Source organism: Actinomadura flavalba DSM 45200 (assembly GCF_000374305.1).
GTDB classification, from domain to species: domain Bacteria; phylum Actinomycetota; class Actinomycetes; order Streptosporangiales; family Streptosporangiaceae; genus Spirillospora; species Spirillospora flavalba.
In genome coordinates, this window is sequence record NZ_KB894096.1 from 36286 (window position 1) to 48408 (window position 12123).

At 72.4% G+C, this 12123-nt stretch carries 8 protein-coding genes; 7 read left to right on the top strand and 1 reads right to left on the bottom strand.

Annotation, left to right across the window (positions count from 1 at the left end):
* Window positions 1-4: 4 nt before the first annotated feature.
* Complete coding sequence (locus C229_RS0116175; RefSeq protein WP_018656126.1) at window positions 5-1183, bottom strand: acyl-CoA dehydrogenase family protein; 1179 nt, start codon at window positions 1181-1183, stop codon at window positions 5-7.
* Window positions 1184-1308: 125 nt separating this feature from the next.
* Between C229_RS0116175 and C229_RS0116180 the strand changes: the two genes are divergently transcribed.
* From C229_RS0116180 to C229_RS0116215, 7 genes are all read left to right on the top strand, one after another.
* The gene (locus C229_RS0116180; RefSeq protein ID WP_018656127.1) at window positions 1309-3132 is read left to right on the top strand and encodes a methylmalonyl-CoA mutase subunit beta; all 1824 of its coding nucleotides are present in this window, start codon (window positions 1309-1311) and stop codon (window positions 3130-3132) included.
* Window positions 3129-5315, top strand: a complete 2187-nt coding sequence (gene scpA, locus C229_RS0116185; protein ID WP_018656128.1) for a methylmalonyl-CoA mutase — start codon at window positions 3129-3131, stop codon at window positions 5313-5315. The genes C229_RS0116180 and scpA overlap by 4 nt, the downstream gene beginning before the upstream one ends.
* Window positions 5312-6283, top strand: a complete 972-nt coding sequence (gene meaB, locus C229_RS0116190) for a methylmalonyl Co-A mutase-associated GTPase MeaB (protein ID WP_018656129.1) — start codon at window positions 5312-5314, stop codon at window positions 6281-6283. Before scpA ends, meaB begins: the two co-directional genes overlap by 4 nt.
* 28 nt (window positions 6284-6311) lie before the next feature.
* Entirely contained in the window at window positions 6312-7268 is a 957-nt protein-coding gene (locus tag C229_RS30865) for a GNAT family N-acetyltransferase (protein WP_018656130.1), read from the top strand.
* An 836-nt stretch (window positions 7269-8104) separates the two neighbouring features.
* A complete protein-coding gene (locus tag C229_RS0116205; protein ID WP_155884882.1) occupies window positions 8105-9142 on the top strand; it encodes a hypothetical protein in 1038 nt (345 codons plus the stop codon).
* Window positions 9143-9868: 726 nt separating this feature from the next.
* Window positions 9869-10309 carry an HNH endonuclease gene (locus C229_RS0116210; RefSeq protein ID WP_018656133.1) on the top strand — a complete coding sequence of 147 codons (441 nt, stop codon included), beginning with the start codon at window positions 9869-9871 and terminating at the stop codon, window positions 10307-10309.
* A gap of 569 nt (window positions 10310-10878) precedes the next feature.
* Window positions 10879-11847, top strand: coding sequence for a coiled-coil domain-containing protein (locus tag C229_RS0116215; protein ID WP_018656134.1), 969 nt, complete (start codon window positions 10879-10881; stop codon window positions 11845-11847).
* Window positions 11848-12123 lie beyond the last annotated feature (276 nt).

The following is a 12123-nucleotide window of genomic DNA, read 5'->3' on the forward strand; positions in this document are numbered from 1 at the left end:
CGGGTCACACGAAGGCGCCCTGCCCGGTGACGGCGCGCCCGACGATCAGCGTGTTGATCTCGCGGGTGCCCTCGTAGGAGTACAGCGCCTCGGCGTCGGCGACGAACCGGCCGATGTCGTAGTCGAGCACGATGCCGTTGCCCGCCATCAGCTCGCGGCCCCAGCCGACCGTCTCGCGCATCCGGCTGGTGCACCACGCCTTGGCCAGCGCCGAGTGCTCGTCGCGGTAGAGGCCGCAGTCCTGCACCTGGGCGAGCCGCACGACCATGCCGAGCGAGGCGGTGGTGTTGCCGAGCATCTTGACCAGCAGGTCCTGGACGAGCTGGAACTTGGCGATGGGGCGGCCGAACTGCTCGCGCTCGACCGAGTACTGCCGGGCGATCTCGTAGGCGGCGAGCATGACGCCGACGGCCTGCCAGGCGACGCCGCTGCGGGTGGCGCGCAGGATGCGGGCGGTGTCGCGGAAGCCGGACGCGTTCTCCAGCCGGTTCGCCTCGGGGACGCGGCAGTCCTCGAAGGTCAGGTCGGCGTTCTGCACGGTCCGCAGCGCGATCTTGTTCTCGATGCGGGTGGCGGTGTAGCCGGGGGTGTCCTTCTCGACGACGAAGCCGAGGACGCTGTCGTCCTCCTCGCTGCGCGCCCACACGACGGTGAGGTCGGCGAAGGTGGCGTTGCCGATCCAGCGCTTGGCGCCGTTGAGGACCCAGTGGTCGCCGTCGCGGCGGGCGGTGGTCTGGAGGCCGAGCGCGACGTCGGAGCCGCCGTGCGGCTCGGTCAGCGCGAACGCCCCGATCTGCTCCATCCGTCCCATCGCGGGCAGCCAGCGGCGGCGCTGCTCGGCCGATCCGCAGGCGCCGATGCTGCCCATGGCCAGGCCGGTGTGCACGCCGAAGAACGTCGACATGGAGGGGTCGACGCGGGCCATCTCCAAGGCCAGGAAGCCGGTCAGCATGCTGCTCGGCGTCTCGCCGGGGCACTCGTCGTAGCCGAGCCCGGCGACGTTCAGCTCACCGAACTTGGGGATGAGGTCGTGGGGGAACTCGGCGCGGGCCCAGCAGTCGTTCGCGATCGGCGCGACCTCGGCGGCGAGGAAGTCGCGGACGCGGCCCAGGATCTCCTGCTCGGGGGCGTCGAGGAGGTCCTGCATCTGGTAGAGGTCGCCGGGCAGCGGATCAAGAGTCATGCGCTCCCCTTTCCCGGCGGTTACCGCGTTAACCAGGGGTTTCGCGATGTGTGCCCGATCACAATTCCCGGCCAGTGGTACCCCGCGCCCGGGTCGTGCGTACTCACTCGCTTACGATCCCTGCCATGACGGTGCCGCCTGAAGAACTCGAACTGGCCGCCGCCTTCCCCCCGGCGTCCCGGGAGCGATGGCGGGAGATGGTGAAGGGGGTGCTGCGCAAGTCCGGCGCGGCCGATGACGACACCCCCCTCGGCGAGATCGAGGGCCTGCTCGCCCACGAGACCTACGACGGACCGTCCATCGCGGCCCTGTACACCGCCGACGACGCCGTCCCCGGGCGGCCCGGCCTCGCGCCCGCGCCGCGCCCGGTGCGGCCCGGCGGCGAGGGCGTGGCCGGATGGGACGTCCGGCAGCGGCACACCGACCCCGGCCCGGACGCCACGCGTGAGGCGATCCTGGCCGACCTGGAGAACGGCGTCACGTCCGTCTGGCTCACCGCCGGGCCCGAGGGCGTGCCGGTGGACGGCCTGGCCGCCGCGCTGCGCGGCGTCTACCTCGACCTGGCGCCCGTCGTGCTGGACGCGGGCGCCGCCACCGCCGAGGCCGCCGCGGCGTTCCTGACGCTCGTCACCGAGCAGGGCAAAGCGGACACCGCGCTCGGCAACCTCGGCGCCGACCCGCTCGGGCTGGCCGCCCGCACCGGCACCGCCGTCCCGCTCGACGGCGCCGCCGCGCTCGCCGTCCGCTGCGCCCGCGCGTTCCCCGGCCTGCGCGCGATCACCGTGGACGGCACCGTCCACCACGACGCGGGCGGCTCCGACGCCGACGAGCTGGCCGCCGTCCTCGCCGCCGCCGTCGCCTACCTGCGCGCCCTCACCGGCGCCGGGCTGAGCGTGGACGAGGCGTTCGGGCAGCTCGACGTCCGGCTCGCCGTCACCGCCGACCAGTTCGCCTCCATCGCCAAGCTGCGCGCGGCCCGGCGCCTGTGGGCCCGCGTCGCGCAGGTCTGCGGCGCCGCCGACGGCACCGCCGCGCGGCTGCACGCCGTCACCTCGGCCGCGATGATGACGCGCCGCGACCCGTGGGTGAACATGCTCCGCACCACCGTCGCCGCGTTCGCCGCCGGGACCGGCGGCGCCGACGCCGTCACCGTCACCCCGTTCGACGCCCGGCTCGGCCTGCCCGACGCCTTCTCCCGCCGCATCGCGCGCAACACCCAGACGCTGCTGCTGGAGGAGTCCAGCCTGGCCCGCGTCATGGACCCGGCCGGCGGCTCCTGGTACGTCGAGTCGCTCACCGACGCCCTCGCCCACGCCGCCTGGGACCGCTTCACCGCGATCGAGCGCGCGGGCGGCCTGCCCGCCGCGCTGGAGTCCGGGCTGATCGCCGGATGGCACGCGGAGGTGTGGGAGCGGCGCCGCCGCGACCTGGCCACCCGCCGCGCGCCCCTCACCGGCGTCAGCGAGTTCCCCCACCTGACCGAGACCCTTCCGGAACGTTCCCCGGCGCCCGCGCGGGCGGGCGGCGGGCTTCCCGTCGTCCGGTACGCGCAGGACTACGAGGACCTGCGCGACCGCGCCGACGCGCACGCCGCCGCCACCGGCGCCCGGCCCCGCGTCTACCTGGCGACGCTCGGCCCCGTCGCCGTGCACACCGCCCGCGCGAGCTTCGCCGCGAACCTGTTCCAGGCGGGCGGCGTCGAGACCGTCACCGGGCCGCCGGAGGACTTCGCCGCCGCCGGGACGCCGGTCGCGTGCCTGTGCTCGTCCGACCGCGTCTACGGCGAGGAGGCCGCGGCCGCCGCGCGGACGCTGCGGGACGCGGGCGCCGCCCGGATCTGGCTCGCGGGCAAGGGGGAGTACCCCGGCGTCGACGACGCGCTCTTCGCCGGATGCGACGCCGTCGCGATCCTTGAGACGACCCACGGCGACCTGGGAGTGAACCGATGATCCCCGACTTCTCCGGGCTCGCCCTCGGCCCCGCCGAACCCGAGGCCGACGCCGTCAAGCGCTGGCGGGCGGGCCTCGCCGACGACGACGCGCCGACGTGGGCCACCCCCGAGGGCATCGACGTCCGGCCCCTCTACACCGCCGACGACCTCACCGGCCTGGACTTCCTCGGCACCTACCCGGGCATCGCGCCCTACCTGCGCGGCCCCTACCCGGCCATGTACACCACGCAGCCGTGGACGATCCGCCAGTACGCCGGGTTCTCCACCGCGCAGGAGTCCAACGCGTTCTACCGCCGCAACCTGGCCGCCGGGCAGAAGGGCTTGTCGGTCGCGTTCGACCTGGCCACCCACCGCGGCTACGACTCCGACCACCCGCGCGTCGCGGGCGACGTCGGCATGGCGGGCGTCGCGATCGACTCCATCCTGGACATGCGTCAGCTCTTCGACGGCATCCCGCTGGACAAGATGTCGGTGTCGATGACGATGAACGGCGCCGTGCTGCCCGTCCTCGCCCTCTACATCGCCGCCGCCGAGGAACAGGGCGTCGCGCCGGAAAAGCTCGCCGGGACCATTCAGAACGACATCCTCAAAGAGTTCATGGTCCGCAACACCTACATCTATCCGCCCGCGCCCTCGATGCGGATCATCTCCGACATCTTCGCGTTCACCTCGCAGCGGATGCCGAAGTACAACTCCATCTCCATCTCCGGCTACCACATCCAGGAGGCCGGGGCCACGGCCGACCTGGAACTGGCCTACACCCTCGCCGACGGCGTCGAGTACATCCGCGCGGGCCGCGAGGCCGGGCTCGACATCGACGCGTTCGCGCCCCGGCTCTCGTTCTTCTGGGCCATCGGGATGAACTTCTTCATGGAGGTCGCCAAACTGCGCGCCGCGCGGCTGCTGTGGGCCAAACTCGTCCAGCGGTTCGAGCCGCGGAACGCCAAGTCGCTGTCGCTGCGGACGCACTGCCAGACGTCCGGCTGGTCGCTCACCGCGCAGGACGTGTTCAACAACGTCGCCCGCACCTGCGTCGAGGCCATGGCCGCCACCCAGGGCCACACCCAGTCGCTGCACACCAACGCGCTCGACGAGGCCCTCGCGCTGCCCACCGACTTCTCCGCCCGCATCGCCCGCAACACCCAGCTCCTGCTCCAGCAGGAGTCCGGCACGACCCGCACCGTCGACCCGTGGGGCGGCAGCGCCTACGTCGAACGCCTCACCCACGACCTCGCCCGCCGCGCCTGGGGCCACATCACCGAGGTCGAGGAGGCGGGCGGCATGGCCCGCGCCATCGACGAGGGCCTGCCCAAGCTGCGCATCGAGGAGGCCGCCGCGCGCACCCAGGCGCGCATCGACTCCGGCCGCCAGCCCGTCATCGGCGTCAACAAGTACCGGCCCGACGCCGACGAGAGCATCGACGTCCTCAAGGTCGACAACGCCTCGGTCCGCGCCCAGCAGATCGCCAAGCTGGAGCGGCTGCGCGCCGAACGCGACGGCGACGCCGTCGCGTCCGCGCTGGACGCGCTCACCGAGGCCGCCGGGGGACGCGACCACAACCTGCTCGAGCTCGCCATCGACGCCGCCCGCGCCAAGGCCACCGTCGGCGAGATCTCCGACGCGCTCGAACGCGCCTACGGGCGGCACGCCGCGCAGATCCGTACCATCTCCGGCGTGTACCGGGAGGAGGCGGGCGAGGTGTCGTCCATCGAACGGGCCCGCGCGGCCACCGACGCGTTCGCCGCCGCCGAGGGCCGCCGCCCCCGCATCCTCGTCGCCAAGATGGGACAGGACGGGCACGACCGGGGCCAGAAGGTCATCGCGACCGGCTTCGCCGACCTCGGCTTCGACGTCGACGTCGGCCCGCTGTTCCAGACGCCCGGCGAGGTCGCCCGGCAGGCCGTCGAGGCCGACGTGCACGTCGTCGGCGTCAACTCGCTCGCCGCCGGGCACCTCACGCTCGTGCCCGCGCTGCGCGCCGAGCTGGCCGAGCTGGGCCGGGAGGACATCGTCATCGTCGTCGGCGGCGTCATCCCGCCGCAGGACTTCGACGAGCTGCGCGCCGCCGGAGCCGCCGCGATCTTCCCGCCGGGCACCGTGCTCGCGGACGCGGCCGTCGACCTGCTCGACGACCTCGGTCGGCGGCTTGGGCACGAGGCCACGGGGGACGCGGACGCGTGAAGGCCGCCGCCGACTACGTCGCCGGAGTCCGGGACGGTTCGCGGGCGTGGATCGCGCGGGCGATCACGCTCGTGGAGTCGTCGCGGGCCGACCACCGGGCGCTCGCCCAGGAGATGCTCGTCGCGCTGACCCCGCACGCGGGCGGCGCCGTGCGCGTCGGGATCACCGGCGTCCCCGGCGTCGGGAAGTCGACGTTCATCGACGCGCTCGGCACCGACCTGACCGGCGCCGGGCACCGCGTCGCGGTGCTCGCCGTCGACCCGTCGTCCACCCGCACCGGCGGCAGCATCCTCGGGGACAAGACGCGGATGCAGCGGCTCTCCATGGACCCCGCCGCGTTCATCCGGCCGTCACCGACCGCCGGGACGCTCGGCGGCGTCGCCCGCGCGACGCGCGAGGCGATGGTCGTCATGGAGGCCGCCGGGTACGACGTCGTGCTCGTGGAGACCGTCGGCGTCGGGCAGTCCGAGACCGCCGTGTCGGAGATGGTGGACACCTTCCTGTTCCTGACCCTGGCGCGGACCGGCGACCAGCTCCAGGGCATCAAGAAGGGCGTCCTCGAACTCGCGGACGTCATCGCCGTCAACAAGGCCGACGGGCCGCACGCGCTGGACGCCCGCAAGGCCGCGCGGGAACTCGCCGGGGCGCTGCGGATGCTGCGCAGCGAGGAACGCGGCGACATCCCCGTGCTCACGTGTTCCGCGCGGGAGAACACCGGGCTCGACACCGTGTGGGAACACCTCGTCGCGCACCGGGAGCGGCTGCGCGCGTCCGGCGAACTGGACGCGCGGCGGCGGCGCCAGCTCGTCGGATGGACGTGGGCGATGGTGCGCGACCGGCTGCTGTCGGAGCTGCACGACGCACCGGCGGTGCGGGCCGTCGTCCCGGAGCTGGAGGCGGAGGTCGCCGCCGGGACGCTCACGCCCGCCCTTGCCGCCGAACGCATCCTGGCGGCCTTCACCCGCTGAGCGCCGGTCGTCCTGTACAAAAGGTTGCATGGACGTCACCGAGCTCGTCGATCCCACGGACGCGCAGATCCGCCAGTGGCACGACGTGCTGACGGCCGATCCGTCCGCGGCCGAGGTGCCCTCGGTGGAGCACACCTTCGCCCTCCTGCTCGGCGCGAACGCGCGGCAGCGGCTGTGGGCCGCGCCGGACGCCGGCGGGTTCGCGGGCGTCGCGGCGCTGCGGCTGCCGGGGGAGCCCGGCGCCGACCGGCCCGGGGAGATCGACGTCCAGGTGCGGCCCGCGCACCGGCGCCGGGGGCTGGCGCGGCGGTTGCTCACGGCCGCCGCGCGCGGGCTGCGCGAGGACGGGCGCAGCAGCGTGATCGCGCAGGTGTCGGCCGGTACGGCGGCCGTCCCGTTCCTGGAGTCGCACGGTTTCACGTGCGTGCTGACCGTGCGGGAGCTGCGGCTGCGGCTCGCGGACCTGCCGCCCGGGCACGTCGCGTCCCTGCTGGCCGCGCCGCCCGCCGGGTACACGCTCGCGCGCTGGCGCGGCGTCGTGCCCGACGAGCACGCGGGCGCGCTGGCACGTGCGAAGGACGCGATGGCCGACCTCGTCGAGTACGAGGGCTCGCCGTGGGACGCGCACCGGGTTCGCGAGATGGGCGAGCTGGTCGCCAAGCGCGGCGACGACCTCTACACGGTCGCGGCGCTGCGCGACGGGGTGATCGCGGGCTTCACCGAGATGGTCGTCCCGTCGGCCGACCCGGCCCACGCCGCCCAGTACGACACCGCCGTCGTCCCGTCCCACCGGGGCCGCCGCCTCGGCCTTTGGATGAAGGCGGCCATGCTCGACTGGCTCACCGCCGAACGCCCCGAGATCGAAGAGATCGAGACCGACAATTCCGGCGACGACCCCCACATGCTCGCCGTCAACCACACCCTGGGCTTCCACACCGAACACGAAACCCGCGAATACCAGGCGACCGTAACCGACCTCCCCTGACGAGCCGCGCAGCGTACGGTCACCACGCCAGGCCGGGTCGGCTGAGACGGACGCAGAACGGTACATATATCTGCTCTTTGCGAGCAAATCCGACTTTGTGCTTCATGTGTCCGGCAGGTCGAAGTCGGGGCACGGCCATTTTTTGAGACGACGAGCCATGTTTAGGCTGTGAGACGGGATAGTGTCGGCAGATGCCGATCCCCGCGTGTCGTTTGCGGTGGGCCGGAAGACCCCGAAAGGCCGGTGCGACGTCTGTCGCCTCGGCCGTTAACTGACGAGAGGATGTGCCGATATGCATGACTATCGGGGTGGTTGGGCGGTCGCGGCGACCGCTACCGCCGCGCTCGTAAGCGCGTGGGCGGCGCTCGTGCAGGTGTTGCAGCACCTCATCTGAGCTGAACGGCCGCCACGACCGTGGTGATGTGAGGGCGTTCCGGGCGAACCCGGAGCGCCCTCCTTGCTGTCCGGCCGCTGGACGGCCGGGCGTCCCTCAAGCCTGGCTCGGTATCGTGGCGAGACCGGGCTCGGCGAACACGACTGAACACTAGCCGCGTTAGCGTGCTAACGGTGGTGATTTTGCAAACAAAAAAGTCGCCACCTGGCCGGTTATATCAGGACATTCGTCGCGAGCTACGCGCTGCAAATGCGGACATGTGGCACTTGGGTGAATAGTTGTGTCGGCTTCGTCGCGCCGAAGCCGATGCCCCGAGCGGCCGGGTCAAGGCATGGGTGCCCAGTTATCCACAGAATTTCGTTCGGTCGTGCGTGGGTGGACACAGTGCGTGACGCTGGACTCGTCTTCGGCCGAGGGTCGGGCGGAGTCGGGGGAGGTTCTTGTGTTCGCGTCGTCTCAGGGCACCGGTTCGTTCGTGGAGAGCGGGTATCTCGTCGCGTCGGCGGTGGCGCCGCCGGAGGTCGCCGGGCGGCGGGGCGGGCTCGGCGGCGGGGCCGTCGCGGCCCTGGCCGGGCGGTTGCTCGGCACGCCGTCTCTCGTCGTCGAGGCACGGGAGGCGCCGCCCGACGTGCCGTGGCTCGGCCGTTCCTCGCTGCGTGACGTTCTCCGCGACGAGCACTACACGTTCGTCGGCGGCACATGCGGCTCGGAACGTCAGCCGGAGCACGCCCGGGCGGTGCGGCTGGTCGCACGCGTGCTCGCCCACCGCACCCACGGCCGCGTCGCAGACCTGGCCACCTGCCGCATCCTCACGCAGCCCACCCCACCGCCTGAATCCGGCACTCCCGGCACACCCTCAACTGGAACCGGCGCATTCGGTCTGTCCCCGGCTGAGGTGGATGTGGTCGGGGTGTCTCCGACCGGCGCGGGTAGTGTTGCCGCCGCCGGGCGCGTGCTCGGTGCGGGCACAATCGGGACGCCTTCGGGCGGGAGCGCCTTCGGGGTGGTGCCGAGTGAGGAGGGGGTGTTCGTCGCGCGGGACGGGTGGACAGCCGTCTTCATCGACCGGGACGGTGACGGCCGCGTCCGCGCCGAGACGCGTGGACTGCACCGGTTCGGGCTGCCCGAACTGGTGACGCGTGCCGTGCCGTACGGAAGCATGCTGACCGCCGCCAACCTGCTGCGGGGCCTCACCCACCGCCTTCTCACCGACCGTCTGGCGGGGCGTGCGATCCCGCGCCCGTCCGGCGACGGGCCGCAGCACCATCCCTTCGATCCCGACGACGTCCTCCGCTTCTGGGGCGCCCGCCCCCACCACCCGGGCGTCACGCTCGCTCTCCATCTCGTCCCCACGCCCACCCCTTGCGCCCTCCCGGTCTGCCGGGCCCTCGAGGTGCTCCCGTCCTCGTCGCGCGGCGACACCACCTGGTGGGAAACCCGCGCAGCGCCGGTCATCCAACCCATCGTGGGCCACCGCTAGGGCGAAGCCGAACTCCATCAAGAAGACCGAGGCCCCGACGAGTAGGCAACGCGCCAGCCGGACGGGGCGCGCCGACCGGGGAGAAATGCGAGGTGGCCAGGAAGGGGTGTGCGCCGGTCGGGTAGGGCCGCGCGCCAGCCGGGAGGGGACGCGCGCTGACCGAGAAGAGCCGCGCGGTGGCGAGGAAGGGGTGGGCTCTTGCCGGGTGGGCCGCGAGTCGGCCAAGAAGTGGCGGGCGCTGGGGAGGGAGGCGCGCTGGAAGGCGGGCGCTGGTCAATTAGGCCGTGCACTGCTCAGGAAGGGCCGTGCACTGCTCAGGAAGGGGCGGGCGCTGGTCAGGAGGGGCGGGCGTTGGTCCGGGATGGCGCGCGCCGGTCGGAGAGGGGCGGGCGCTTGTCGGGGAGAACGAGCGGGTGTCGGTGAAGTGCGGCGTGTGCGGGTTGGGTGGCGGCGGGGGTTAGGGATGGGTGTTGGGAGGGGGTGCGGGTGGGGTGGGTGGAGGGCGGAGGGAGGGGAATCGGGGATTGACATTGTGGAAGCGCTGGGGAAAAAGCTTTGCCCGGGGGGCTTTGTGTGGGCACTCTAAAGGTGGTCCCGGGGAAGCCGGGGCCGGAGAATGTCCTTGGCATTTCCCCTGTGGTGGGGCGGCGGAGCGTCGCATCGGTACCGCGTGGCCGGGTTCGAGTCCCGGTGGGGGAGCGGCCCTGAGCGGCAGGGAGGCGACCGGTGCACGTCCTGGTCCTCAACGCGTCGTACGAGCCCTTGCAGAGAGTCGATCTGCGGCACGCCATCCGGATGCTCGTCCGGGAGGTCGCCGTCGTGGAGGAGGCGGAGGAGGGGCGCACCATCGGCAGCTTCCCGGTTCCCCGCGTCCTGCGGCTGATCCGCTACGTCGCGATGCGGTGGCGTCACGGCAGGCGGCCCGCCTGGAGCAAGCGCGGCGTCCACCTGCGCGACCGCGGCCTCTGCGGCTACTGCGGCCGGCGCGGCCACACCATCGACCACGTCCTTCCCCAGTCGCGCGGCGGCGCCGACACCTGGGAGAACACCATCCTGGCGTGCGGCAAGTGCAACAACCGCAAGGGCAACCGCACCCCGGCCGAGGCGGGCCTCCGCCTGCGCACCGAACCGCGCGTCCCCCGCTGGGAGGAACTGGTTATCCGCTAACCACCCCAACCCAAAGCCGACCACCCCCGGGTTGGGAGCCAACCCCCTCCGAACGAGAGCCAACCTCCTCGGAGCAGTCGACCCCCTCGGGTCGACTGCTCCGGGCGGGGGCCGGTGATTGCAGGTGAGAGCCGAGCTCCTTCGGCAGCGTCGACCCTCTCGGCGGGCCGAGCGCTTCGGATGGGCCTAGCGCTTCGGGTGGGTTGGGCTCGCCTGGGTGGGGTCGGTCATTTTTGGGGGTGGTCGCTCTGGGCGGGGTTCGCCGTCCTGGGGTGGAGCCGGTTCGTGGTCTGCGGGTGTTGGTCGTGGTGTGTTGTTCTGGGGTTCTGTTGAGCCTTGGTGGGGTGGGGTGCGTACTGGTTGGCGGAGGAATGGAGGGCGGACGGGGTGGGTGAATCTGGGGGATCTGTGCAGGTGGGGGCGTGACGTTCGGGTCACTGTATGTGGTGATTCATTTGTCTAAAGGGGTCGAATCGTTGTGGTAGCGTGCCGCCAATCTTGACGGTGAGGAATGGGAGATTCTTGTGGCGTGGGCCTCTGGTGACCATCGGCGCGGACGGCGGCGCGGGGTGGGGCGGGGGTGGGCGCTCGCGGTGCTGGTGGCCGGGTCGGCGGTGGTGACCGGAGCGTCGGGGACGGCGGTGGCGGTGCCCGCCGCGCCGGACCCCGCCAAGGAGTACGCCAAGCTGAAGAAGCGGTCGGACAAGCTCGCCAAGGAGTACCGGGGGGAACTGATCTCCCTGGAAGAGGCGAAGAAGTCCTCGGCCAAGGCGACCAAGGACGCCGAGCGTCTCAACCGCGAGGTCGCCGCCGCACGCGCCGACGTCAGCACGCTCGCCGCCTCGACCTACATGTCCGGGCACCTCGACGCGATCCCCATGATCACCTCCGCCGATCCGGGCGGCGCCATCCGCGACGCCGCGACGATCGAGCACATCGCCCGCAACAACGACGGGCGGATCTCCGGCCTGGTGGCGCTGTCGGCCAAGGCCGACAAGTCGCGCAAGGACGCGCAGGCCAAGCTGGCCGACGTCCGCAAGGAAATCGAGGACCTGGAGGGCCAGCGCGCCCGCGTCCGCAAGCTGCTCGCCAAGTACAAGCCGGAGGCGTCGGGCGTGAGCGCCCCCGGCGGGGGGAGCGCGGGACGCCCCGACGGCGCCAGCGGCACCCGGTCGCCCATCACGGGCAATTCGATGACGCCGCGGATGCGGACGGTGCTCGTCGAGGTCGACGGCAAGTTCGGGCCGTTCCCCACCGTGGGCTGCTCGCGTCCCGGCGACCCCCAGGACCACGGCTCCGGCCGCGCCTGCGACTTCATGGAGAGCACCGCCGGCCGCATGCCGAGCGCCTCGGCCACCGCGCACGGGAACTCGGTCGCGGCCTACCTCATCGCCAACGCCTCGCGCCTCGGCATCAAGTACATCATCTGGCGCCAGCGCATCTACGACATGCGCAGCAGCGGCGGCTGGCGCCAGATGGAGAACCGCGGCAGCATCACCCAGAACCATTTCGACCACGTCCACGTCTCCGTCCTCTGAGCCGCAGCGCCAGCAATCAGGCGTCAGCGTGACGGTGGCGCGGGCGCGCGACGACTCGGCGGCGGTCCAGATCGAGCCGCAGCGCCGTTGTTCAGGGCGTCAGGGTGGTGCTGGTGCGGGGTTGCTCGATGACGGGTTTGGTCGAGCCGTGGTGTCGCCGTTCAGTTGTTGGCGCCATGGTGCTGTGCGTGCGGGCGACTCGACGTGGGCTCGGTGGGGCCGCACGCCAGCTCCGCCCTACCGACGTCAAGCGCCTCAACCGCGGTGGTCGCGATC

Bases quoted from the DNA above. Each gene is read 5' to 3' on its own strand.
- C229_RS0116175 (WP_018656126.1), bottom strand. From the start codon at position 1,183: ATGACTCTTGATCCGCTGCCCGGCGACCTCTACCAGATGCAGGACCTC.
- C229_RS0116180 (WP_018656127.1), top strand. From the start codon at position 1,309: ATGACGGTGCCGCCTGAAGAACTCGAACTGGCCGCCGCCTTCCCCCCG.
- scpA (WP_018656128.1), top strand. From the start codon at position 3,129: ATGATCCCCGACTTCTCCGGGCTCGCCCTCGGCCCCGCCGAACCCGAG.
- C229_RS30865 (WP_018656130.1), top strand. From the start codon at position 6,312: ATGGACGTCACCGAGCTCGTCGATCCCACGGACGCGCAGATCCGCCAG.